Origin of the sequence: Glaciimonas immobilis, from assembly GCF_011947285.1 — a bacterium.
Lineage (GTDB): Bacteria > Pseudomonadota > Gammaproteobacteria > Burkholderiales > Burkholderiaceae_D > Glaciimonas > Glaciimonas immobilis.
The window spans coordinates 313,372-336,284 of record NZ_JAAOZT010000002.1 but is presented as its reverse complement, the minus strand read 5'-3'; the positions used below and the strand labels follow the sequence as shown (position 1 = coordinate 336,284).

The 22,913-nt window shown below is 55.7% G+C and carries 24 protein-coding genes and 1 pseudogene; 1 reads left to right on the top strand and 24 read right to left on the bottom strand.

Features of this window, described 5'->3' with window-relative positions:
* Positions 1 to 19: 19 nt before the first annotated feature.
* Genes HAV38_RS03810 through mdcA form a run of 3 tightly spaced genes read right to left on the bottom strand, consistent with a single transcriptional unit; the run spans position 20 to position 2,927 of the window.
* A complete protein-coding gene (locus tag HAV38_RS03810) occupies positions 20 to 331 on the bottom strand; it encodes a malonate decarboxylase subunit delta (RefSeq protein ID WP_168052546.1) in 312 nt (103 codons plus the stop codon).
* Between the two features lie 26 nt (positions 332 to 357).
* On the bottom strand, positions 358 to 1,266 hold the full coding sequence (locus HAV38_RS03805) for a triphosphoribosyl-dephospho-CoA synthase (protein WP_168052545.1): 909 nt from the start codon (positions 1,264 to 1,266) through the stop codon (positions 358 to 360).
* Entirely contained in the window at positions 1,266 to 2,927 is a 1,662-nt protein-coding gene (mdcA, locus tag HAV38_RS03800; RefSeq protein ID WP_168052543.1) for a malonate decarboxylase subunit alpha, read from the bottom strand. Before mdcA ends, HAV38_RS03805 begins: the two co-directional genes overlap by 1 nt.
* Positions 2,928 to 3,117: 190 nt before the next feature.
* On the opposite strand from mdcA, the gene HAV38_RS03795 reads away from it, so the two are divergent.
* Entirely contained in the window at positions 3,118 to 4,062 is a 945-nt protein-coding gene (locus tag HAV38_RS03795; protein WP_168052541.1) for a LysR family transcriptional regulator, read from the top strand.
* Between the two features lie 201 nt (positions 4,063 to 4,263).
* Here the strand turns inward: HAV38_RS03795 and HAV38_RS03790 are convergent, their stop codons facing one another.
* From HAV38_RS03790 to HAV38_RS03695, 21 genes and pseudogenes are all read right to left on the bottom strand, one after another.
* Entirely contained in the window at positions 4,264 to 4,983 is a 720-nt protein-coding gene (locus HAV38_RS03790) for a DNA-methyltransferase (RefSeq protein WP_168052539.1), read from the bottom strand.
* A gap of 70 nt (positions 4,984 to 5,053) precedes the next feature.
* A complete protein-coding gene (locus HAV38_RS21815; protein ID WP_245182180.1) occupies positions 5,054 to 5,407 on the bottom strand; it encodes a hypothetical protein in 354 nt (117 codons plus the stop codon).
* Positions 5,408 to 5,449: 42 nt separating this feature from the next.
* Positions 5,450 to 5,896: pseudogene (locus tag HAV38_RS22235) on the bottom strand (DNA cytosine methyltransferase); the annotation flags it as partial.
* Entirely contained in the window at positions 5,865 to 6,053 is a 189-nt protein-coding gene (locus HAV38_RS03780) for a Com family DNA-binding transcriptional regulator (protein WP_168052535.1), read from the bottom strand. The pseudogene HAV38_RS22235 and the gene HAV38_RS03780, both read right to left, overlap by 32 nt.
* Before the next feature lie 149 nt (positions 6,054 to 6,202).
* Positions 6,203 to 6,997 (bottom strand): DUF2793 domain-containing protein, encoded by a 795-nt coding sequence (locus HAV38_RS03775; protein ID WP_168052533.1) that lies wholly within the window; start codon positions 6,995 to 6,997, stop codon positions 6,203 to 6,205.
* A complete protein-coding gene (locus HAV38_RS03770; protein ID WP_168053533.1) occupies positions 6,994 to 9,198 on the bottom strand; it encodes a phage tail protein in 2,205 nt (734 codons plus the stop codon). The genes HAV38_RS03775 and HAV38_RS03770 overlap by 4 nt, the downstream gene beginning before the upstream one ends.
* Positions 9,191 to 9,436, bottom strand: coding sequence for a hypothetical protein (locus tag HAV38_RS03765; RefSeq protein ID WP_168052531.1), 246 nt, complete (start codon positions 9,434 to 9,436; stop codon positions 9,191 to 9,193). The genes HAV38_RS03770 and HAV38_RS03765 overlap by 8 nt, the downstream gene beginning before the upstream one ends.
* Positions 9,433 to 9,648 carry a hypothetical protein gene (locus HAV38_RS03760; RefSeq protein ID WP_168052530.1) on the bottom strand — a complete coding sequence of 72 codons (216 nt, stop codon included), beginning with the start codon at positions 9,646 to 9,648 and terminating at the stop codon, positions 9,433 to 9,435. The genes HAV38_RS03765 and HAV38_RS03760 overlap by 4 nt, the downstream gene beginning before the upstream one ends.
* Positions 9,649 to 9,657: 9 nt before the next feature.
* Positions 9,658 to 10,473 (bottom strand): phage BR0599 family protein, encoded by an 816-nt coding sequence (locus tag HAV38_RS03755; protein WP_168052528.1) that lies wholly within the window; start codon positions 10,471 to 10,473, stop codon positions 9,658 to 9,660.
* Positions 10,474 to 10,597: 124 nt separating this feature from the next.
* The gene (locus HAV38_RS03750; protein ID WP_168052526.1) at positions 10,598 to 12,298 is read right to left on the bottom strand and encodes a hypothetical protein; all 1,701 of its coding nucleotides are present in this window, start codon (positions 12,296 to 12,298) and stop codon (positions 10,598 to 10,600) included.
* A gap of 13 nt (positions 12,299 to 12,311) precedes the next feature.
* The gene (locus HAV38_RS03745; protein ID WP_168052524.1) at positions 12,312 to 13,280 is read right to left on the bottom strand and encodes a hypothetical protein; all 969 of its coding nucleotides are present in this window, start codon (positions 13,278 to 13,280) and stop codon (positions 12,312 to 12,314) included.
* Entirely contained in the window at positions 13,280 to 14,143 is an 864-nt protein-coding gene (locus HAV38_RS03740) for a hypothetical protein (RefSeq protein ID WP_168052522.1), read from the bottom strand. The genes HAV38_RS03745 and HAV38_RS03740 overlap by 1 nt, the downstream gene beginning before the upstream one ends.
* Positions 14,143 to 17,601 (bottom strand): phage tail length tape measure family protein, encoded by a 3,459-nt coding sequence (locus HAV38_RS03735; protein ID WP_168052520.1) that lies wholly within the window; start codon positions 17,599 to 17,601, stop codon positions 14,143 to 14,145. Before HAV38_RS03735 ends, HAV38_RS03740 begins: the two co-directional genes overlap by 1 nt.
* 149 nt (positions 17,602 to 17,750) lie before the next feature.
* Positions 17,751 to 18,275, bottom strand: a complete 525-nt coding sequence (locus HAV38_RS03730) for a DUF6631 family protein (protein WP_168052518.1) — start codon at positions 18,273 to 18,275, stop codon at positions 17,751 to 17,753.
* Positions 18,276 to 18,280: 5 nt separating this feature from the next.
* Positions 18,281 to 19,048 carry a phage tail tube protein gene (locus tag HAV38_RS03725; RefSeq protein ID WP_168052516.1) on the bottom strand — a complete coding sequence of 256 codons (768 nt, stop codon included), beginning with the start codon at positions 19,046 to 19,048 and terminating at the stop codon, positions 18,281 to 18,283.
* The gene (locus tag HAV38_RS03720; protein ID WP_168052514.1) at positions 19,045 to 19,227 is read right to left on the bottom strand and encodes a DUF7210 family protein; all 183 of its coding nucleotides are present in this window, start codon (positions 19,225 to 19,227) and stop codon (positions 19,045 to 19,047) included. Before HAV38_RS03720 ends, HAV38_RS03725 begins: the two co-directional genes overlap by 4 nt.
* Positions 19,228 to 19,248: 21 nt before the next feature.
* Entirely contained in the window at positions 19,249 to 19,710 is a 462-nt protein-coding gene (locus tag HAV38_RS03715) for a Gp37 family protein (RefSeq protein WP_168052512.1), read from the bottom strand.
* Positions 19,707 to 20,150 (bottom strand): gp436 family protein, encoded by a 444-nt coding sequence (locus HAV38_RS03710; protein ID WP_245182178.1) that lies wholly within the window; start codon positions 20,148 to 20,150, stop codon positions 19,707 to 19,709. The genes HAV38_RS03715 and HAV38_RS03710 overlap by 4 nt, the downstream gene beginning before the upstream one ends.
* 9 nt (positions 20,151 to 20,159) lie before the next feature.
* Positions 20,160 to 21,140 carry a major capsid protein gene (locus HAV38_RS03705; RefSeq protein WP_168052511.1) on the bottom strand — a complete coding sequence of 327 codons (981 nt, stop codon included), beginning with the start codon at positions 21,138 to 21,140 and terminating at the stop codon, positions 20,160 to 20,162.
* A 45-nt stretch (positions 21,141 to 21,185) separates the two neighbouring features.
* On the bottom strand, positions 21,186 to 21,560 hold the full coding sequence (locus HAV38_RS03700; protein ID WP_168052509.1) for a head decoration protein: 375 nt from the start codon (positions 21,558 to 21,560) through the stop codon (positions 21,186 to 21,188).
* Positions 21,561 to 21,579: 19 nt separating this feature from the next.
* Positions 21,580 to 22,593, bottom strand: coding sequence for a peptidase (locus tag HAV38_RS03695; RefSeq protein ID WP_168052507.1), 1,014 nt, complete (start codon positions 22,591 to 22,593; stop codon positions 21,580 to 21,582).
* Positions 22,594 to 22,913 lie beyond the last annotated feature (320 nt).

Here is a 22,913-nt window from a genome sequence, read left to right as displayed (position 1 = left end):
CTTAATTTATGCGCGTTATTCAAACCAGTCGGAGTTCTTCAAACGCTTGCTCAATGCGTAAACGGACGACCCCCGGCGTCGCACCAAAATCGTTAATTTCGATATGCATGGCGGGCAAAACCGTGGCCGTAAAAATACGCCGCAATAGCGCTTCCCAGACATTTTCCATGCCGTCTACCGAAGTGTTGACGTGTATCGTGGTGATGCCGGTGTGATGCGCTGCATGCTGCGGCTCAATTAATACTTCCAGATCGCCCGAACCCACCACTCCCGTCAGTACCCGCGCTGTCGCTGGCGCACCGGCGGCAAATTCATAGGATATTTTTTCCATTTAGTTGTCCTCTTTTTGTGTCAGGTTCACACTTGAATTTCTTTAGTCAATCGATCAAGGAATAGAGCCGCAGCCAGCAAGTCCGCAGCGCCACCGGGAGAAACATGCCGCGCCAACAGATCATCCTCGAACACCTGCAGGGCCGCATTTCCTTGCGCACTTGCTGCACCACCCAGCTTCAATATTTTTTCGGCCCCGGCCTGGACGGCTAACAATGCGGCCATTCCGCCGCGCGACAATATGCACGTATCATCCAGTTCAGCGATGACGCTGAGTAAAGCGTTAAGCTGTGCGGCAAGTTCGCCCTCGCCGTGCTCGCGCCAATGTTTTAAAGCCGGTAGCGCCACACTGATGACATGCGGAAAACCAGCCTGCGCTTGAGCACGAGCCCCGCCGACGCCGTAAACCTGACAAGCGCGTTCGCCGTTATTGCCAGTAATGATCGGTGCAAACTGATCAGGGCATCGCGCCAGAACCGCCGCGCGCGCCGAGACAGCGGTAGCGGTTAATGCAGATTTATCCTGTGCCGCGGCAGTGACCAGCAAACCGAGCGCCCAGATCGCGCCACGATGCGTATTTACGCCTTTCGTGGCTGCCATCATCTGTACCTCACCAGCGCGACCTAAGCGACCGATCTCTTCGCGCAACTGTTGAGTATTCGGGATTGTCTGGCCAGCCTGCGCCATCGCCCAAAAAGTCGGGTGCAATGCCCATGCCGAATGACACATTAACTCCCAGCTAAGATCGTGATGTGCGCCGCGACTACGCAGGTCCACCAGACCGGGCTTTGGGGTCAGAGTAACCTCATCGATCAAGGCGGCTACCACCATGTCTGCAAGGCGTTCAGCGTACGATTTGAGCGCTGTGCCGACTTGGGCAATTGCGTTACTTTCCGCCCGATTCTGCAAACAGTCAAACGCAACATTGGTCGTCATTACCAGCTCCTGAATTTTGCAGGGGGTTCATACAAACCATCGGACCAGGTCACCAGATCGGCCACGCTCTTAGCTGCCAGCAACGAGCGGGTTGCCTCATTACGATTGACGCCCATATCTTCCGGCAGAGCAATCAAACCATCCTTGCGCAATTTTGCGGTGCTGGCAGGATCGTGATGCATGCCTATTGGCGTTACCCCGGCGACCGCAGCGATCATGGCTTTGCGCTCTTCGAGCGAGCGCGCTTTATATAAATAGGCGATACCTTCTTCGGTCAGTACGTGGGTGACATCGTCGCCATAAATCATGATCGGTGCAATCGGCATGCCCGATTCTTTACCTACCGCCACGGCGTCTAATGTTTCCACAATAGTTGGCTGACCGCCGCCTTGAAAGGTCTCTACCATTTGCACGACTAATTTTTTACCACGCGCCAACGGATCATCGGTTTCAATTAAATCCAGCCACGCCGGAGTAGGATGACGGCGACCACCGGGATCATGTCCCATGTTCGGCGCACCACCAAACCCGGTCAGGCGTCCGCGGGTGACGGTGGAGGAATTGCCAAGGCCATCCATTTGCAGAGTTGAGCCGATAAACAGATCGACCGCGTACTGCCCGGCCAACTGGCACAAGGCGCGATTGGATCGCATTGACCCATCCTTGCCGGTAAAAAACACGTCCGGTCGTGCTGCAACATAGTTTTCCATACCCAGCTCACCACCAAAGCAATGCACGCTTTCGACCCAGCCAGACTCAATTGCGGGGATCAGGGTTGGATGCGGGTTCAGGGTCCAGTTCTTGCAAATTTTTCCTTTTAGCCCTAGCTTCTCGCCGTAAGTAGGCAAGATCAGCTCAATCGCCGCAGTGTTGAACCCAATCCCGTGGTTAAGCGATTGCACCTGATGACGTTCATATACACCACGGATCGCCATCATCGCCATCAACACGTGCACGGGCTTGATCAGGCGGGGATCGCGGGTAAATAAAGGTTCGAGAAAAAAAGGCTTATCGGCCTGCACCACAAAATCGATCCACGACCCTGGAATATCGACCCGTGGCAAATCGGCTGGATCATCCACGATCTCGTTAACCTGGGCGATCACGATACCGTCGCGGAAGGCCGCAGCCTCGACCAATGCCGGGGTATCTTCGGTACTCGATCCGGTATACAGGTTGCCTTGCCGATCCGCTTTAAAACCCGCCACCAACACGACGTTAGGACACAGGTCAACATACAGTCGCCCATATAACTCGACGTAGGTATGAATTGCCCCAACTTCCAGAATGCCATCCTGCAATAACTGTGAGATGCGTAAACTCTGCGCACCGGCAAAAGCAAAGTCGAGCTTGCGGGCAATCCCGCGCTCAAACAAATCAAGATGCTCTGGCCGGCTAACACTTGGCATGATCAAGTGCAGGTTATTCACCTTGGACGGATCAATTTGCACCAGTGCACGGGATAAAAAATCTGCCTGTTTCTGGTTATTTCCTTCCAGCACAACTCTGTCGCCGCTGGAGATCAAGGCCTGCAGCGCTGCAACGATATCGGCGGTTCTCAGGACCGGACCGTCGGCCAAATGGGCAATTGATGCCAGGCGCCGGTGCTTTTCAGTACGGCGTTTGCTCCACTGCGGGTCAAGCTTTCTTTGGGCTTGCATTTTTTCTCCGGCATTCAGTCATCGTGACGAGTACATTAAAACCAACTGCGTGCTACTTCAATCAACCTTAACGACAGTTTATTAACTTCAGAGTAATGATTTAGCGTTAATATGCCTGGTGAAGCCACTGCGGCAGCTGTCGCAACATAGAAAATATAAAATAACGCGCAAAAGGGACAAGGGACTTTGTATGGCGATCGACGAGGCGATAACACTCAAAAAGTTAGAGGTTTTTTTAGCTTTTATGAAACTCAATAACATGGCACGGGTCTCCGAACTGCTTGATCAAAGTACAGTCAGCGTGCATCGCTCTTTACATTCATTGGAGCAAGCGATGCGCTGTCCATTGTTCAAGCGGGATGGCCGCAGCCTCATCCCTTTACAGAGTGCCTATATATTAGCTGAATACGCGCAACAGGCCATCAATAAAGTCGAAGAAGGCGTGCGCAAGGTGCATGAAGCGGCGGGCTTTAGCGCCACGCGACTGAAAATAGGATCGCTCTACTCGCTCACATTACGCTGCATTCCTCAGCTAATGATCGGACTAAAATTGCGTAAGCCTGCGCTCGATATAGACCTGACGCTTGGTTCCAATCGCGACTTGATCCAGCAGCTTGCAGATGGTCGGCTCGATGCAATCGTCATCGGTTTGCATGAACAGAGCAAGTTGAACAATCCTGACGATAATCAGGCGCTGGTTGCAGTTCCCTTATTCGATGACGATGTATTTTTGGCCGCACCGCTGCACTCGCCCTATGCGGGCCAACAACGCGTTAATCTAAATGACTTGCGGGACGAAAAATTCGTGACCCTGACTGACGGGTTTGTGACTTCGCAAGACTTTGCGTATTGCTTTGAACGCGCAGGCTTCGCGCCCAATATCAGCATGCGGGTGCAGGATATTTTCTCTTTGATAAATTTGGTCAGCGGCGGGATTGGCTACAGTTTATTACCAGGTCGCGTCGGCACGTTCAGTTCGCACATTGAACTCATTCCGCTGGAACCCAAATTTGGCGCGCGGCAACGGATTACATTATTGCTACCCAAGGCAAGGGAGCGCGACCCTAACCTGTTGGCGTTAACGGCAGAGTGCCGAATGTACGGGCGCAATGGTGGGAAAAGCGCATTTTTTTAAAGTACGAGTATAGGTATCGAATCGCGGCGCGTTGGTGAAGCGGCTCGCGATAAATCAGCCTGAATCAGTGAGATAAACCTCATTGTAAATAATTACACCAGTAAAAATCTAATTACGCAGACTGTAATCCGCCTAATAAATCAGGAAAGTACAAAAATGGACGCCAGCCAGCGTCCATTTTTATGTTGTACTCAATGCGAACTACTCACCAACCCCGTTTAGTCTGTTTGTCGCAACTTGATGATAATGCTCCGACAACTCGCAGCCGATCCAGCCATATCCATCCATGGCCGCAGCCACCAAGGTTGAACCGGAACCGGCGAACGGATCGAGGATAATCCCGGATGGTACGCAAATACGGTTGATTTGGCGCATTAACTCTGTCGGTTTGCCTGTAATGTGATGCTTGTCCGCACTCTTGACAACCTGGCGAATAACGCCGGGCAACACGCCGACACCGCGGTCTAGTGGCATATTGCCCTTGCTACCCCAGACAATATACTCACATTGCGCGCGGAAACGGCCCATAACAGGCCGCGTGCCTTCGGTTTTGTCCCAGACGGCGATACCGCGCCAGGAGAACCCCGCCGCCTGTAACGCATCGGTCGTCGTAGGCAACTGGCGCCAGTCACTAAACAGGCATATCGGCGCGCCTGGTTTCAATATTCGCCAACATTCCGAAAGCCACAAGATGCTCCAGCGTAAGTGGGAGCGTTGATCTCGATGGTCTCCTGCAAAGTCGTAAAAACCGCGCTGGCTATTACTTTGCACATATTTAGAGGTGGTATTGTTTTGCCGCGCGCCGATATGTAAGCCGCCGCTGGCATACGGTGGATCGGTAATGAGGGCGTCGACACTCTCGTCCGGTAGCGACTCAAGAAAAGGCAAACAGTCGCCCTGGTACAACTTATTAACTTTCAATTTGGCTAACTCCAATTTTTAGACGCTCCGAGGCGCTCTGAATAGAAACTCATAGTTCTCAGCTAAAAACCTACATCCCCCGCATCAAACACTCCCCGACCCACCGCGCGACTTGCGGCACGACGGCGTTTCCGGCAGCATGAGATTCTGCAAAGTTGGCCGCATCCAGTCCGGCGCAAAGCCCATGATCGTCAATCGTTCGCTGCCGATTAACCATCTGATCCCGGCGGTTAGCGGTAGCGATGAGGCCCGAACCGCTGATATTGATTTGGCCCGGGGCGCTTCCTGACAGAAGGGTAGGATGAGTCCATCCATCGATTTCGACGGGGTAGTCTGCCGGGCGCGGCGGGCCAGAAAAAGTGCCCACTGGTGCGGTGTCAGCCAGCAGCTCAAAGGGAGGATGTCGGCCACGACCTGCGACCATGAAAACCCGGCGGCGGCGCGTGGGGACTCCGAAATATTGAGCATTAAGCACGCGCCAGTATCCCAGATACCCGCATTCGGCAAGGGTAGCGACGACCGTCTGGAAGTCTTCGCCATCGTTGCTATTGAGCAGCCCCGTGACGTTCTCAAGCACCACCCATTGGGGCCGAAGCTCGTTAAGGATGCGGATAACTTCGAAGAACAGGCCGGTGCGGCTGCCTGCAAGTCCGCGCCGCTTGCCCATGGCGCTGACATCCTGACAGGGGAATCCTCCTGTGATAACGTCGACGTAAGGGAGGTTGTGAGCGCCGCAGAGTCGGACATCGTCGTATTGCGTAGCGTCCGGGAAGCGGCTGGCGAGGACCGCCCGGCAGACCGGGTTGATTTCGACTTGCCACACGGTTTTGAAACCGGCTTGTTCGAATCCGAGATCGAAGCCGCCGATCCCTGCGAACAGACTACCGATGGTGGGTTGTTGTTTGACATACATGAGGGCCTTTAGCATCTGGCGCTCTCTGGCGCTCTGATTCGGAGCTCGTGGCCCTCAAGTCGTTTAACGTGCCGCAGCGCGGACACTTGATACTGAGGTGCAGATAAATCCCTGAACCTAGCTTTTTCTGACAATTTCCACAGCGAATATCCTGCATTTTGTAAAAACCTTACAAAAATATGCTAGCCTTCGGACGCCTCCGGAGGTGGCGCGGCCCTGGCTGAGCTGGCAGGTACTGTCTGCTGGTGCGGGATGTGTACGGTGTTCGATGCACCGGACACGTCGCCGCGTCTTTTACTGAATACGTTACATCGGACCTACGACGCTCATAAACGTATAAATCGGGTCCGCCACAATCTCGCCTGATGCGTTGCCGCAATAGGCAAATAATTCGCAATAATCGGTGGAACCGTTGAAATGCTGCAGCTTCGCGCTACAGGAACCGGCAGAACCGATCGCCGCGTCGTTGCGGTTTCCTGCGATGGCGGCGATACCGTTTTTATACGCCATGCCGATGACCGGATCAGGAACGCCATCCTTATTGACCGTCACTAAAAATGTCACCTGATACCAGCCCGCCATTTTGGGCGTGAGCCGGTGCTCTTCCATCGAAAAACATTTGTCAGTATCGATCTCCACCGTGTCCAGGGCGACTTTGGTAAAGGTTGCAGCAGGCAGCGCCTGCGCCACACTCAACGACGCGCCAGCCTTGACCGCCATCGGGGTAAAGGACCGGATCCAGACTTTGCCGCTATGGATATATAAAGTCGGCCAGCCAGACGCATCCGGCTGATCGACTACGCGCACGCTCCAACCGGCCCGGGCCGTAAAGAACTCCCATCCAGCCACCACCGCCAGCATCGTGCTCCATCGCGCAAGCTGACCGGCCCGACCTTTCCATGCGCCGGTCGATGCGATCGGAATCAGATAGCAATCGCCATTGCGCGGTGACGTTGGCGGTGTAGCGGTCGTCGCGCTCTTCACGGTCGGTTGCACCAGCGCGTCCAGCCCGCGCCATAAGCGCATTAATTCTGCATAATGCTGTTCGCCAAACAATCCATTTTCTATCAGGCCCAGATTCGGCCCATTGGTTAAACTCATCGTGTTGATCCTCCTAATAAATCACCTAGGTCAAGCCCCAAACCATGGCGCTCAATCGTTACATCATGCTGTTGCAAAGACGCGATCCCATCGCGGGACGCGCTCAACACCAGACGGATATTTTGCAGGTAGCCATCAACCGCTACATCGGCCAGTTGATATGTCCATCGCGTCGTCATGAGTCCGGTCACGGTGCGCCGAAGCCTGGTGCCGCTATACAGTTTCAAAATATATGTAGTACCGGTTTCCGGTCCGATATTGCCCTGCAATGTGTCAATGATTTGATCCGCCTGCAGCAAGCGATCACGAAAACTAAACGACACCGTCAGCACACCCGCCACACTCGATGGGAAGCGCAAACCATTGACCAGCAGATTCCCGGGCGGATAGGGACGATACTGGCGCTGCACCAGCGTTAAACTATCGGTCCCGGCCAGCGCTTCCTGCAACACCGCCGACGAGGTGCGCGTCAGCAATCGCGCCTGAATTGTCATACCGGTCGCGTATTCGGTCTGATCCGTGCCTGCGGCATTGTCATAGAACCAGATCAACGCACCCGCCGCATGCGTCGCCGGTACGGTATCGAGACAGCCGCGTGCGATGGTGGCCATGCCAGTGCGCGGGTCAATCGCATCGATTCTGACAATCTCATCATCAATCATCGCCGCCGTTCCTACTTCAACACGGTTCAAATCCACCGCCCCCGTCAGCGAGATACTGGTGATGGATCGGTCCAGCACCGTGACCACCTTAGCCACAGGACAAAAGTCACCATTCCCACGATCAATAAATTTGCCACTTCTCCCTATCCGGTCCCGCAGCAAAAAACCCAGCGACAGCGAAGAAGGACGTTGCGCGAACGCGGCCAGATAACCGGCGCTGGCATCGATACTGGCCAGATTGGCAGGATCAAGCGCGGCGGCCAGTTCGCGATACGGCATTTCGATCAGGCGGCGCGTCACGATTGCCTTGGCACTCGTATCGGGCGCACTCCAGCCACTCGGTTGCACGTCCACATAACTGGTCGCTGGCAACCCAAACACATCCTGCACCGCAGTAATCGTAATGGCCGGATCGGTCAACGTACCGTCTTCCACCCGTCCGGCGCGCAGGATAATGTTTTCAAGTCCACGCGCCACATCACGAATCCGAAACACGCTTCCCGGCGCAATCTGGTAACCGCGGCGATCCAGCCGCACTCTGAACTTTTTGATAAAGCCACTCGCCGCACGCAAGTCGCGCTGCGCCACCCGTAACGCCAGCTCCGCGGTAGGAATGCCGGGATACTCTTTGGTAGCGCTGGCCGTGCCGCCGACAGACTGGATGGCCGCGTTGTTCTTTACCCGCACCTGTCCCGCGCTGTTATCGACAGGATGGGTAAACTTCACGATGACCTCGTTCGTGCCTGCGGTCTGCGCACCCGAATCATCGTCATCAATCGACAGCAGGCCGGAATCGTAATCAAACAGCGGCAACGTCAACGGATCGTAGTCATCGCGTATCAAGGTCAATTTAATCAGGCCGGTCGTGCGGTCGGTGTATAAATTACCGCCGATATGGTTGATGATGATTTGCGTAAAATTGGACAACGTATCTTGCCGCGTCCATTTAATGCACAATCCAAAACCTTCCTTGTATAGACAATCAGCCGCGGTCTTAAACGATGCATCGTCCAGTCGCGCCCGTTCCAGTCCACGCGCCCAGTCCCGGTTGGTCATGCATTCGTACAGAATATGCGCCGGATTCATTGCGCGGATCGTGCCTTTAGACATGCTGATCACCGCCCTGGACGGATACCACGGTTCGCCGTCCCAGCCCTTCAGCGCACGGCGCAAGCGAACGGTCCACGGCTTCGGATATTGCGTCATGCTGGTCACCAGACCATCGTAGAACAGCGAGCAGAATCCACGGAACGCCGGCACCAGCCCACCCAGCATTGTCGCCAACTCCGGATTCACCGCCTGATCGGATGCACCCATCATCACCTCCAGATCGCCGACAATCCCGCCTTCCTTTTCATCGCCGCCAAACAGGTACGGTTCATTCATAAAAATACGCGTGTTGCCGGTAATGCTGCCGCGCCAGGCTGTCCGGTCGGCGACTTTGATCTCGACGATTTCATCGACCGGACCACGGCACATGCCCATATGCAGGCCGAAATAATAGCGATACCCGACCGTCGTCTTTTTACCTTTACCCATGCGATAAATCGTCCGTGAGAACGACGGCTTTCGCGGCATGCGCGATCACCTGCAAGGCCAGCGCGTCGCCAGTCGCTGCCAGCACCGAAGCAGGCAGACCGTTTTTAACAAATTCCTGCCAGTCAAAACCGTAATGCGCAAACCAGCGTCGCGCACCCGATCCACAGTAGCCGGTACCGCCCTTAAAATCCGGCACCGAGTACAGATCGCGTACCGTGATCATCAGCGCGTCCGTCATCGCTTGATCTCCAGCGTCCGGTAGTTCCCAATCCCCAGCACCATCCAGTCGGTACTCCAGCAATCGCCAAAGAAGACCGCCTGTGCCGTGCCTTCATCAAATTGCGGAAAATCAAAATCTTCTACCGCTGCCGCTTTGGGCGTCGCCGGTTTAGGCGTCATCGCATACGTCACGATGAGCGAAATAATCATAATGGCCAGTTGCACGTACATAGTTTGTCCTTAAAAAATGGGGTCGCCCTGAAACGGCGATTTGCCCGGCATATGACGGATGCCGCCGTAGTTGACGCTGTTACCAAAACGGCTGTCGCACACCGCCATCACTTGCGTACAACCGGGAAAAGCGGTCACCGCTTGCCCCAGTGCAATACCGCTGGTGCCGCCCAACAGCATCAACTCGCTACCGGTATGTTTCTCTACACCACGCCGCTCAATCTCCCCCGCGTCGATTGCCCACTCGACAAAGCCACCACTAAAATAATCATTTTCAAAACGTGCAAACGCACCGGCGCTGATAGCGGCTCCGCTGGCGGACTGGACGATGGTGAGGGTTTTATGCAGATCGCGGTTGACCCGGCAGTTGCGATCAAATAGCGAGTGGGTACAACCGCGCTCGAAAGTCAGGTTCAGGCCCGGGCGGTCAAAGCTGGCCGTCAGTGATTGACAGATAATTTCGCAGCGGTCGGGCGCTGGCCACTTGACGCCGCTAATGCTGCCGACCCAGCACACCATCGCGTCGGACTCGCCAAAATGCATATCGCGTATCGTCAGCACAATCTCCGAGGACGGCGGCATGCCTCTGAATTGCTGGGCTACATCGAGGTTCCACGGTCCGGTGAGATTCAGCGCATCGGCGCTGGTTTCGCCAGTTTGCCGGATACCGTCGTCACTGATCGCGACCGCTTTAAAGACTTGATTTTGATAAGAGATATCACGGTCCGCGGTGCAGTACAGCCACCGTAAAGTACCGCGGCTGAAAGCGTAAAGACGGACGGGCTGGCCATCGCAGAGACTGCGTTCGCGTTGATCGAAACTCATAGGGGCGACATGGGCAAGTGCGTGTTTGAATACGCACATGCTACGGATTTGCGTCAGAGCACAATAGTGAACCGGTTCAACATTAGAGGGAAATTACGGGGACGCGAGCGCGCCCCAAAGAGGATTAACTATCTTCGCGAATACCGCGAAACACCGTCTGCACCTTGGCCACGCCATCGCTATCGGTCTCGTGCAATAGCTCGATATCGTCCTGATCCAACCGGCACAGCACCATATATGAGATGCGCGCCACATCCATCGGATGGGTCAGACGACCCAGCGGCGCATCAATCACCAGACGCTCCACGTCGTTACTGATTTCGGTGGCGCTGACGATACGTCGATACAGCACCGTGCCGTCAGACAACGACAGCCGAATGTCACGCCGTCCCGGCTGTCCCTTCGCAAAGCGCGTATAGCCGACGTACTCGATATCGATCGTCGTCGCATCAGGTGTTACGGTGGCCACCAACCGCAAGTCATCCGCATGCGTCGGTAACCACACAATTTTTTGACGGCCACGCAGTGCATACAACAGGCTGCGAAATGCCGCCTGATCGGCACGGCCATGCAATAACCAACGATACGACTGCACAACAAACGCCCTCTGCGCGGTATCGGTCACGTGCACCATGCCCGCGCTATTATCTAACTCCTGCACCAGACGCTGATACCCCGCAGTCAGTTCGTCACTCTCGTCCGGCAGCGCTTCCAACACGGGCACAGTGCGGTACAGCAATGCAGGAAAAATTTCCGGCCAGTCGCACGCCTCGGTCAATCGAAACGCCACCTCCAGCGACCAGGTCTGATCGGTTTGTCGCTTCGGGATAGGTTGCTGCACCAGTTGCGCGTTGCGCACAGGAAATAGACGCGACCCGGCTGGCCATGCTTGCATTGTCGGTCGCGCCAACGTCAGTGCAACGGCGGTAAGCCCAACAACTTCAACCGTCTCATAGATAAAAGCGTTATCCCCCAGCAATAGCGCCAAACCCCGCTCCCTAAAATCCCGATGCGTCGTATCACAACGAATCGTCTGCACACCCAACGCAAGATCAACCTTCAACCATTGCTGATCGTGCCAGACCGGCACCGCAAAAATACGGGCACCCCAGCCATACAGGGTCAAATCCAGCAATGCGCGTTCCCGGCGAGTCGCCAGCATCCTGGCCTCAAACGTACGCCGCGGCGACAGGCGAATGGCGCGGCGTTGTTCCGCGCCCGAAGGACTGGTCTGAATATCGGTCAGCCACGCCAACCGTTCCGTCACACCATCCGCCCAATCGGGCGTCAGCGTCCAGGCGATGATGCGATTCCCGGTAATCGGCAATGACGGCGACGGTACGCCCGAGAAATCCCATGTCAGGCGCATGTCCAGTACCGCCGGGCCGTCTGGCGTGACACTCACGTGCCAGATTTTTTCTTGCAGCGCCCCGAACAGCATCGGCAACGACCCGCTACCCACCGCAGTCACGCCGTCGTCCGTGCCACTGATACCGGTGAGCGTCTGCGGCACAAACCATGCGTTCCATACTTTAACGACGGAGGTCTGGGTAGACACCACATTGCCCAGCGCCAGTGCGGCAGGACGGATATGAATGCGGTGATAAAAATCGTCAACAAAGGAAGTCGTGGCCTGGGAAGCGATCATGCGCGGATTGGCATCAACCGGGAGTTTTCTGGTCAGAACACTTTTACCGATGGTGCCTGATGCAATTGTATAGGCAGGCCAGTAATCGACCGACAGGTCATGCAAGAACGCGCCAAGGTAAGCCGAAAACTCGCCACCTTGCGCCGATATGACGTGTTGCGCCGCGATGATCGCCATCTAAGCCACCACCTTATGATCCGGTGTAGCGGATAGCGTATCCCAGCGTTCCGGTGCCTTGTGCGCCATCGTAATCCGACGACGCGCCATTGCGCGATGTGATGACTTTTTTCATCCAGGGGTAAACCTTCCATCGGTCAGCGCCTAACGTGATGATATCGCCGGGGGCATGGTTATCGATGCGCACATGGCGAATATTGACCAGGTCTGCGACCAGCACAACTTTATTTTCTTCCTTAAATGGCTGATAGATCGGATACGGCAGTAGCACGGTTTCATCGTTCCAGGTGTTAGGGAGTAGCCGCAACAGACAGCGCACCCCAGCACTGCCAGAGGCCGTATTGATGTGGTAGAACGGTCCCGACCAGCCCCTGCCCTCCAAATCGGAATGGATGAAACTATTCCCGTAATTATCCTCATCCGGTTCAGGATCAAGCGGCACTTGAAAACCTTCTTCGATCCAAAATAACCCGGGGCATTGTGCAAATACTCTACCTTGGGCACTGGCATGCATGCTCACCTCACGGTTCCCGTTATAAACTTTGGTCGCTGCCGATGCAGAGAACCAGCCGCCCGTAGCAGAGGCAGGCAAGCTCTGCACATTGGACTTGCCAAACGCCAGATATTGATAGGAATCCACGTTGTAATTAATGACCACATAGACTTCATCAGGATCGTTAAATAAATAGATTTCATAGGTCAACGGGAATACCGGATCCGAGGCCGCATACCCCACACGCCGCATCGCAGCGTAGTTACCCGCCTGTCCGGTCAACGCGTCATGTTGATCAACACCGGTCCCGCCCCGGATCGCCAACGATTGCGGCACGCTCTTCGTATCGGCGACCAGCGAAAAGAACACGCCATTCTTCGACAGCACCGCCTCGCCTTTATGCAGCAACCAGCCATTCGCCACACACAGCGTGCAGATCGCTGCGCGCAATGCCTCCATCGTATTGGCGACACCTTTTATATAAGCCATCAGTGATCCAGTCGCAAAGCGTAATAATCGACAAAGCCGGTACGATGCGCATCCTCAATGACCACATGCTTCACACCATTAACGGTCGTCGTGTTTTCCACCGCATTGTTAAAGCCGCTGATAAAAAAGATCCCGTCCAGTTCGCCGTAAACATTCACGCCGTCAAATAGCACCACCGGCACCAGCGGATAAACGCCGCCCGTGTCCCGCAGCGTCTTATCGCGATCTCCCGCATTACCCAGCCAGTTCGGTGTGCCATTCCACGGATAGGTCCATGGCGTCCTCCATGCACCATCGACAAAGCGCATGTAAAAATTGGCGTTATTTCCCTGAACACCCTTGTAAGGCATCAACATACCGGTCTCAGAAAAGCGCGTCTCCGGTACGCCTTTTAGCATCCCGGCACAAATCACCGGATACGGATATTGCCCCGGCGATGCATACGGCAAAAACTTGCCCACATACGCCGACATATACACCGGCGTGCCAACCTTCAGCGCAAAAGCAATGCGCTGGCCGTTCACCGACAACCAATAATCGATGCGATTATTATGCGCAGGCACGCCAGACAAACGTACGCCAGGCTGGGTATCAAAGGTATTCCCCGGCACATAGCCGGTAAACACCGCCGCGACCAGATTGTAATAATCTTTCCCTTCATTCTGATAGGTACGAAACCCGACAAAAATTTCCTCCGCGCCTGACAAACCAATCCCTTTTAAAATCAGCTCACGATTGGCGGCCTCCGTGTCATAGCGCAATACCTCCCAGCCATGTGCAGAAGCAAAATCATGCAGCACCTGCAGCATGGCGTAGTGCGCCAGCTCCACGCTGTTATCAACAAAACCTACACTATGCGGCATTACTTGACTCCCAGAAGAGAACGAAATTTAGTCGGATTGCGCGTGATGTGCAGTGTGATCAGGCTCTCGCCTTTGGGTCCCCGTAACGCATCGGCAATCAGATCGTCATCCAGAATCGGTAACAAGCGTTGGTTGACCGTAACAGGACCACCTGCCGCAGCGGCGGGTTGCCCCATCTGATAGAGCGGTGCACCGGACCCAGACAAGCCGGGACCGGCACCGACTAGCCCGCCACCGGCATAGCCTCGCAAGCCTTGTAACGCCTTCATCCCGACCCGATTAAAATTGGATAGAAATGCCATCGCCCCGGGCTGGCGCACCACCTCCTGGCGGTTGACGAATTCGCCGCGATGGACGATCCCGGCAGGATCGTACTTGCCCCCGTGACCGGTATAGCCCCCATCAGAAAATCCGCCCGCCATCGATGCCATCCCGCCCACCGCGTTAGCAGTGGCCTGACTGGCTGCCGCAGCCGCCGCAGCAGTCAGGGCCGAAGCCAATACGGTGGCCGCCGCGGTGGTCGACGCCAGCGCACCCGTCGCGGTCGCGCTGGTGGTGGCCGTCGTCGCCATGCCTGCGGCCAGCGCTGTGGCCGCTGTTGTACTGGCCGTTAACGCCGCCGCATTCGCCGTATTGGCCGCGGTAGTGGCCGTATCGGACACCGCATTCATCGCCGAGCCCGCAACGTTGGTCGTCGCCCCCGCGTTACTATTGAACGCGTTCATGACACTGGTCTTGGCCGCACTCGCGATATCCTGCGCGGCCCATTGGGCTAAACCTTTGGCCATGTCTGCCAGTAATCCACGGATCACATCACCCAACGATTGCGTCCGCGTCGCCAGTCCTTCCAAGGCACTGGCAAATGCACCCTCAAAGGTCTTGCCAAACGCATCGCCGAGCGTGTTGGTGGCCACCCGCAATTGCGCGGTTTGCAATCGCAGGTTTACCACGCCATCGGCTAACTTCTGGTCCCGCGTGATGGCGGCTAACTCGGCCATTTTGGGAATCAGCGCATCCACTTCATTCGCGGTCTGTTGATGCAAACCAACCACCTGTCTGCGCGCCTCGATTTCAGAGATAAGGTTGGTCTGTAAATCGAGACGGATAGACTGCTCGCCACGAGCCTGATTGCCAAACACGCGCTGCACCTGTTGCTGCAGGTCGGCCAGCGCGCCTCGGGCGTTCTCGATATTTTCCAGATCGACCAGTTTCGCCATACTGGCGGACTTGTCGATATTCGGATTAGTCGTCTGCGCCAGATCGGATCGCAGTTGCCGGAACCGCTCGGTGATCCTGGCCGCTGTGACCTCGGCGGCGTTACCAGTGGCATGCAACAATTGCGCATCCAGATCGGCCAGTTCTTTCGGCAGACGATCATTGATCAGCTTTTGCTGTTTGGTCCGGCCTAATACTTTATCGAGCGCGTCAGCTTCGTTTGCCAGCGCCTGTAATTGACTGATTTGTGTAGGCAATAACGATGCGCCTTCTTTTCTGAACTTCAGCCACAACGCCAAGGCGGTAGCGCGCTGGTTCTCATTTTCTTTCGCGCCGCGTTCAATATTGTTTAGCTTCGCCTGTTCTGCGGCGATGCCCTGCGACAACGCCAACTTCTGACGCAAGAACGCGGTTTCGGATTTATCGGACCGGTCTTTGCCTTGCTGGTGGCCTTTGGGCGTCAGGCTTGCGGTGGTGCGTGCAATCAGCGCGTTGATGTCGGCCTGCGACTTACCTAGCAATTTCCCTTGGGCACGGATTTTAGCGGTCTCGTCGGTCAGTCTCTCGCGCCAGTTTTTAAGGCTTTCGGTGCGTAATCCCCACGACTTATCGGCATCGAATTGCTGGTCGAAATTAATTGCCCTGGTCTTTTGCGCAGTGGCCGACACTTCCTCAAAGCGCTGCATTTGCTGAAAGTAGAAGCGTCGATTCTCCAGCTTCTTGATCAGCGCGTTGTCTTCGGCCTTCCCACCGTCACCGCGGCCCCATGTATCGCGTGAGGATTCAGCCTGTTGAATCTGCGCATCGACTTGCGCGATCTTGTCGCCGAAGGTCGTATCGCGACCAATGGATTTAACCGTATCCCAGTAAGACGATGCAGCGGTGGTCGCGCTGTGCCAGGCACCTTCCAGATAGCCCAGGTTATTCACCATCGTCACGCCCAGGTGATCGGCCAGACGCAACGACAGTTCGCGCTGGGCCTCATCGGTGCGTCCCTGTTTTTGCGCGGTCTCGATATACCGATATTGCGCCAGCGACAAAAAGTGAAACTGCTGATTCAGCTTAAACGCCGCATCGGTCGGGTCAGCGAACATGCGTGCCAGATCGCCCGCCGCCTGCGTTGTCGTTTGATTAGTCGCCGCCGCATAGGTCTGCAAGCTCCGGGTCAGATTGCCAATCGTCCCGATGCCCAGCCGCCCGGATTGCACCATCGCGGTCGCCGCTTGCCTTGCAGCCGACACGTTAATACCGCTGACTTTACTCGCGCCTTGCGCCAGTGCCGTTACCTGATCGGCAGTCGCACCGGCAAAGTTACCGGTCGTCTGAATCGCCAGATTAAACGCCTTCGATTCTTGCGTGCCATCGTAAAAAGCTTTGGCCAATACAGATGCTGCCGCGCCAACCAACACCAATGGATTGAGCAGTAGACCGACCGCCACGCGGGTCAGACTAGTTTGCTGTGCCAATACCATCATCGACCCCGGCATCCGTGAAAAGTTACCCGTCATCGCTTCACGCGCAATCACCAATAACTCACGTCGTGCACCCACGGTCTGGATGCCCATTTGTTTCATCGCGTCGGACGCCTGCGCGCCGTGGCCGGACATGGCGCGCATGGCCTGATCTTCGGCTTTGGCGGCTGCCTTGGCGGCGGCTTCGTCACGATGCCACGCATCAATTTTGACGCCGATGGCCGCGGCGGCTTTTTGGGCCTCCCTGGTCAGACCGGCTTGTGCTGTGCGCATTGCTTCCAGTTCAGCGCGATTCTTCCCGAGCACGTCATATTGCGCCTGCAACCGCTGCAAATAGGCAGACGACGCATCCGCGGCCTTCGATGATGCGCTGGTTGCCTGAACCTGTACATTCGCCAGCCCGGAGTATTCCGACGCCATTTTGCCTAAAGATCGGCTGGCACCCGCTGCCGAGCGCGCTGAACGATCGGTGGCGGTACCCGATGCGCCGGTGGTCGCCGTCACGCGCTGGGTTGCAGTCACCACCGCATTGGCGGCTTGCTGGCGCTCCCGCGACGCACGCACCATTTCCCGGATACGGTCGGTGGCTTGCTGTTCTGATTCGCCTAATGCGTTGGTCGCTGCGGAAGCGGTCGCAGCACTATTGTTTAACGCATCGGTGCTGCCGCATACTTCGTTGATTTTTTGCTGGAAAGTATCGAACGCGGCGATACCCTGATCAAGATCCACTTTCAGGCGCATGGCGAGTTGAAGATGGGCGTTGTTTGCCATGCGATGTCCCTAATCAGTAGTAAGAAATTCGTGCAGTTGCTTCAGCAATGCATCCGCGTTTTTACCGCCACACAGCGCCGCATTTACATCCTCAATGCGGCGCGTGCGTTGCCGGGTTTCGCGTCGGATCGCTTGGCTAAAGTAGAGGTTTATTTGTCGCTCGGTGTAGTGGCCGATGCACCGGGCGCTGTGGTGGTGGGCGATGAGGGTGGCGTAGACTTCGCCCCATCCGACTGTGCCAAGGTCATTTCCTGCAACGCGTTTTCCTGTAACTCCACCTGGCGCCGCGACAGGTTGCGTTGCATAAAAAAAGAACAGTTCGCGCCCCACCACCACATCAGCAACGCCTGTCCGTCGCTGTCCGACAGCGCCCGGACCCATTCAACCTCTACATCCGCAGCCACCGCCGCCAGTTCGGTCACCGCATCGATATTGGCCGCAATAATCGCCAGCGCTTGCTGATAGTTGGCCGGTTGACCGGCTTTCATGGCTTCAAACAAATCATCGAGAAACGGCTGCATCAGCGGTCGTAACCGCATGCCTTCGACAAAGCCATATTCCCGCACGACGATATTGCGGCCATTGAGCATCGCCGTCCGCTCGGGATGCAGAATATCTATGTCATTGTCTGCGTTCTTTTTACGGCGGACCGGCTTATCGATTTTGCGCGCCATGACGGTCAGCCCTCCGGCAATTCGATACGCCCAAAACCACCCAGCGCAGAATTAGATGCATTGCGGGCATCAAACAACACGCTACCCTTGAACTCCAATGAACCGAAACTATCGTTAATCAGCGGCAACGTCCCGATCGGATCAAATTGGGCGCGGTACAAACTAACGCGAATGCGGCTACCGTCAACGGTATTAATGCCGTCCAGCACCAGATAGCGTTCCGGCGCGCCTTCTGTAAACATTGCCAGATTGACGCTGGCCGCGTAGGAATACGCCGCCTTGAAAGGCTCGACCAACCCGGCTTGCGTGGTGATATCGATTATCTCGACCATACCGTTTGCGGCACTATCAAGGCTATACGTGCTGTCCGGCGTCAGCGTCTTCGGTGCGTTAGGCGTGCTGTCCGTCAGCACCAGGTCGCTGATACTGGTGTGATCCAGCGCCACGACGTCACCGACCGTCAACGACGGCGGCAGCAATTCCCCGGTCACGGTACCGCCTGCAACGTTCGTGACCTGGCCGTACATACCCAGCGCCAGATTCTCGGGTGACACCGTTTCCATCGATAAGGTGATCGATGCTTTTTTAGCCTTCGACAACCGGGCAGCCGTCATGCGATTGCCGCTATAACTTTCGGTCTTTTCATCGGCATCGGTCGATAACGTGATTTCCAGTTTCCCGGCATCGTTGATCCAGCGCAAAGCGCCGGGCTTGCCGGAAGGAAGGCGCAACCCCATGTAAATTTTTCCCTGAAACGAGAAATAACTGTTCATTTATGTGCCTCATTATTGTGACTGGACGGTGCTTTGATTTTCTCGACGGGAAACGGTTGATCGATAATCTGCTGCTGCACCAGCCAGTCGGCGTCGGATGGATTGACCTCAATCTGCGCATTGGCCGCATACGCTACGCCGTCATGTGTATGCGGTTTATTCAGTGTTACTTTTTTCACGGGCTTTCCTAATCGGTAAAATTACGTTTGCGCCGCAGCGCCATCCCACACGGTCGTCACCAGATCCACCGCGTATTGCCAGTTACCTTCCATTTCCCCTAAGAAACGCTCGGCGACAAACTCCAGATCGCTCCGGCAACCACTCGGACGAAAGCCGCGTAACGCATCGCGCACGTCATCCAGCGCATCGACCGCGCCATCTCTGCCATTCAACTGACGCAAGACGACGGTAATCGTTAAGCCTATCGTTCGCGCTTGTGGTCGTGAGCATCCAGCCTTGGCAGGAACGTTCTGGCCGGACCTGACCAATGCATCAAACTGGCTACCGGGAAAGCTCAACAGCAACGCGCCTTTAGGGTGATTGAGGCGATAGGCGGCGGGGTTTTCAGGGAATAATTCCGCTGGCATATCCGGTATTTCTGCAATCAGTTTCGTCACCACGTCGTCCAGGATGGCGACGGTGCGCACACTCGACCTGGTCATAGGTCGAATCCTTTTTGCATCTGACTGAAACGACTTTTGCTAGCGCGCACCTTATATTTACCCGGCTCCTTGATCGCTTCGCCAGTCGGCAAGCCGATATGCAGGCGACCGTCCCGAATCTCCGCCAGTCGCGAGATGGCGCTGGCATAGGTGCTGGTAACCGCCTTGGGTAGCTCCGGTCCCTCGGGACGGCGGCAATACAACCAGTGGCGGGTCAGCGTCACTGCCACCTCGTTGATCATCGTCGGCACCGTGGGAATCGGCAACAAAAAGCGACCGCGCAGATTGGCATCGATCATCTCCTCGGCGGCTTTCACAGCGCGTTCAATGACCGCCAAATCAATCGTGGTCGCACGCGGATCGTCGTTCGATAAGGCAATCAATGTATTCTCCGGCATCGCCAGTTTGATGTCGTCAAGGGTGCAATAGCGCATGGTCATGGCATACGATCAGGTGGCGCTTAACTCGATCAACCCCTCCGGGCAAAGACACATCGCCAGCGGATTGGCCTGCGCTTCCAGGTCCCATCCCTTACCCAGTTTGCGCTCTTCCGCCTTCGCGTAAAACGGCAAGCCCATCGTATTCACGGTCTCGTTGTAATTGGCAGGGGCGTTATAAACCCGGAACATGTTTTGCGCGATCGGAAAAATGCGCGCCACATTAGCTGGCACAAAATCTTTACCAGACACCTTCACGTTATATTCGACAAACTCCATGCCGCCATGCACAAAACCGTTGCGCAGATCGCCACCCAACCGGTCCTGCGCAGCCTGCCAGTTCGCATACGCGGCCTTCACCGATTCATGCCCTGTCAACGCATCAAAGAAATCCGCCCCGCAAAATGCTTTGAAACCGGTAATGATCAGATGTGGTGTCTGTAGTTCGATATAGCGCTTTTGCTTAAGCAGACCGGCGCGTACATCCGTTTTAACGTCGGATAACTTGAGCGTATCGGTTTTTTTACCGATACCGAATTCGCTAAACAGGTCATAAATAACGGAGCCATCATGGTCAAGAATCTGACCAGCGATCGCGCCCATGCGCTGCCACTCGCGTGTGGCCTCCAGGCTTGCCTTCATGCCTTGCAACTTGTCGTTAATCACCGACGCTTGCCCGTTAATCGGTTGATCCGTGCCAAAGGCGGCAATATTCTGAATTTCAGCCGGTAGAATCTGCGCACTCACCGGCAGATGCGGGATAAGAAAGGTGCGACGCGAACGTTTTCCTTTTGCTGCGTGGGTCGGGTCTTCGCTACGGCTGATCGCCGGGACCAGACTGAGCCGACCTTCATACTGTTCAATTATCACTGACGTGGTAGTAACGCCTTTTTCAAGAAACAGGCCAGTCGCCCCGGCTTTACTCGGCACCGATGGCAATTTATTGATGGCATCCGTCAACGAGGTAACGGTAAATAAATCTGCTAAATTCATGTAATTCTCCTGAAGCTTTGATCGTGATGTGGGTAAGTAGGCGGCTTAAATTTCCAGCGTAGAGATAACGCTAATCCCACGGCTATCCAGTTGCGCGACGGCAACCTCGTACAGCACCGATGTCATATCCGACGGCCACAGCAACTTGCGGTTAGCCAGCACAGCGCCCCGCAAAATCGCCATGCCCTTTGCGTCCGCCTCAGCCGTATCGACATCGTCACCGGCGACCCCGACCGCCATTTCAGCGCCATTGGTCGCAGCCACATCAAGCGGCACATACTTGCCGTCAACGTGCGCAATCACCAATCCAGTACGGATCGCCGGACCCTTGGCAAAGGTCACGCGCTGTTTGGTCCAGCCTGTCTTTACCTCTACTAGCAACAGATCGGAGAGGTTATCGGGTTCGATGTAAGTGGTCATAGCGTGTTGCTCCTATTGTTTATTGTTTGCGGCGCTCAGCGTCAGCGAGCAGTGGGTTGATAGTTGAGACACTGGTAGCGCGGTCCTTGGTGGCCTGCTCGCCGAACGCGACGACTGGCGGCAATTCACTGAGGAAAGATTTAAAAGCGGTAGCCAGTGCCTGCTTGTCTTCACCTTCACCGAACGACACCGCGCCGCCATCGGCAAGCGGCTGTTCAGAAAAGTTCAGGAACGCCAAGACCGTTTCCTGGTGCTTCGGTGCAAGTGTCCCAGCGGCAATCTGCGCATCCGCAAAGGCGACGTTACCGGCGTTGCGCATGTCGGCGATACGCTTGGCTTCCCGTGCAGTAGATGCGCTCAGCACGGCCTTGATTTCAAGGTTCTCTTTTTGCATCGCAGCGGCTTGTTCTGGTGTCACGGTGTTCTCCTCGGAATAGGTGAGAGTGATGGCGTCGGTGGGCGCGTCCTCGCGGCCAGCGTCACGCATGTTGATGATGTGGTAGTCGGGGATAATCTGATCGGCCACCTGCAGGCCTTCTTTAGCAATCAGCCAGTCGCGCAACCGACTCCACATCGACGATTGATTCACCAGCGTCCAGTCGGCAAACTCAAAAATACCGTCTTCTTCACCGGCAGCAAAGGAAGCCTGCCGCAAACCCTTAACCGCCGGAGCGGTAGCGCCCAAAAAGCCAACGTGCTTCAGATACCACACACCCGGGACCGGATTGCTGGCGACATGTGGGCCGTAGAAACTGGAACTGATCTTCTTATAGCTGCCCGAATTGACGATTTCCGCGAACGCCGCAGGCACCTGCACCGGTTCAGCATTCAGATCGCCATTGCACTCGGACAACGCTTTGACCCAGCCATACGCCGGTGCATCCAGTGCAGGATGACCGACGACAATTGGCGCTTCGTGGATGGCCGGATCGTAAGCCGCGGCAGAGGCGGCAAGATCGGCAGCGGTCAGCGTCACCTTGTTACCGTTGATATCGGTATGGGTGCCTGCCTTGAAGATGTGGAGTAAGTTCATGCCGCCTATGGTGACGCGGCGGCGGGGGGGCGTCCTTTGAACGGGGGCAGAATTTAGGGGGTGAGACGGGGAAGGAAAGGCTTCACATGCGTACCGCTTGATGATAGTCTAACAACTCCACGGATTGCGATGTTATATCTGAACTCGGATTATTGAGCCGGAATAGACCAACACTTCGTCAATAATTACTCTTCCAAGGACTACCGTATGTCTAGATGCACAGCTCCAGTACGTGGACATAGTTCGTCGGCCGCTGCCGATGCATGCCCTGCATGCCGTTACAGCCGTCGCGGCTATGGCAACAGCAGGTCTTACTCCGC

What these genes read in the sequence shown, in the direction of transcription:
- HAV38_RS03715 (WP_168052512.1), bottom strand. Translation starts at nt 19,710, where the DNA reads ATGACCAGGTCGAGTGTGCGCACCGTCGCCATCCTGGACGACGTGGTG.
- HAV38_RS03795 (WP_168052541.1), top strand. Translation starts at nt 3,118, where the DNA reads ATGGCGATCGACGAGGCGATAACACTCAAAAAGTTAGAGGTTTTTTTA.
- HAV38_RS03725 (WP_168052516.1), bottom strand. Translation starts at nt 19,048, where the DNA reads ATGAACAGTTATTTCTCGTTTCAGGGAAAAATTTACATGGGGTTGCGC.
- HAV38_RS03735 (WP_168052520.1), bottom strand. Translation starts at nt 17,601, where the DNA reads ATGGCAAACAACGCCCATCTTCAACTCGCCATGCGCCTGAAAGTGGAT.
- HAV38_RS03745 (WP_168052524.1), bottom strand. Translation starts at nt 13,280, where the DNA reads ATGGCTTATATAAAAGGTGTCGCCAATACGATGGAGGCATTGCGCGCA.
- HAV38_RS03755 (WP_168052528.1), bottom strand. Translation starts at nt 10,473, where the DNA reads ATGAGTTTCGATCAACGCGAACGCAGTCTCTGCGATGGCCAGCCCGTC.
- HAV38_RS03760 (WP_168052530.1), bottom strand. Translation starts at nt 9,648, where the DNA reads ATGTACGTGCAACTGGCCATTATGATTATTTCGCTCATCGTGACGTAT.
- HAV38_RS03775 (WP_168052533.1), bottom strand. Translation starts at nt 6,997, where the DNA reads ATGAGTTTAACCAATGGGCCGAATCTGGGCCTGATAGAAAATGGATTG.
- mdcA (WP_168052543.1), bottom strand. Translation starts at nt 2,927, where the DNA reads ATGCAAGCCCAAAGAAAGCTTGACCCGCAGTGGAGCAAACGCCGTACT.
- HAV38_RS03780 (WP_168052535.1), bottom strand. Translation starts at nt 6,053, where the DNA reads ATGCAGGATATTCGCTGTGGAAATTGTCAGAAAAAGCTAGGTTCAGGG.
- HAV38_RS03695 (WP_168052507.1), bottom strand. Translation starts at nt 22,593, where the DNA reads ATGAACTTACTCCACATCTTCAAGGCAGGCACCCATACCGATATCAAC.
- HAV38_RS03740 (WP_168052522.1), bottom strand. Translation starts at nt 14,143, where the DNA reads ATGCCGCATAGTGTAGGTTTTGTTGATAACAGCGTGGAGCTGGCGCAC.
- HAV38_RS21815 (WP_245182180.1), bottom strand. Translation starts at nt 5,407, where the DNA reads ATGGTCGCAGGTCGTGGCCGACATCCTCCCTTTGAGCTGCTGGCTGAC.
- HAV38_RS03750 (WP_168052526.1), bottom strand. Translation starts at nt 12,298, where the DNA reads ATGGCGATCATCGCGGCGCAACACGTCATATCGGCGCAAGGTGGCGAG.
- HAV38_RS03700 (WP_168052509.1), bottom strand. Translation starts at nt 21,560, where the DNA reads ATGACCACTTACATCGAACCCGATAACCTCTCCGATCTGTTGCTAGTA.
- HAV38_RS03810 (WP_168052546.1), bottom strand. Translation starts at nt 331, where the DNA reads ATGGAAAAAATATCCTATGAATTTGCCGCCGGTGCGCCAGCGACAGCG.
- HAV38_RS03710 (WP_245182178.1), bottom strand. Translation starts at nt 20,150, where the DNA reads ATGACCATGCGCTATTGCACCCTTGACGACATCAAACTGGCGATGCCG.
- HAV38_RS03805 (WP_168052545.1), bottom strand. Translation starts at nt 1,266, where the DNA reads ATGACGACCAATGTTGCGTTTGACTGTTTGCAGAATCGGGCGGAAAGT.
- HAV38_RS03765 (WP_168052531.1), bottom strand. Translation starts at nt 9,436, where the DNA reads ATGACGGACGCGCTGATGATCACGGTACGCGATCTGTACTCGGTGCCG.
- HAV38_RS03705 (WP_168052511.1), bottom strand. Translation starts at nt 21,140, where the DNA reads ATGAATTTAGCAGATTTATTTACCGTTACCTCGTTGACGGATGCCATC.
- HAV38_RS03730 (WP_168052518.1), bottom strand. Translation starts at nt 18,275, where the DNA reads ATGGCGCGCAAAATCGATAAGCCGGTCCGCCGTAAAAAGAACGCAGAC.
- HAV38_RS03770 (WP_168053533.1), bottom strand. Translation starts at nt 9,198, where the DNA reads ATGGGTAAAGGTAAAAAGACGACGGTCGGGTATCGCTATTATTTCGGC.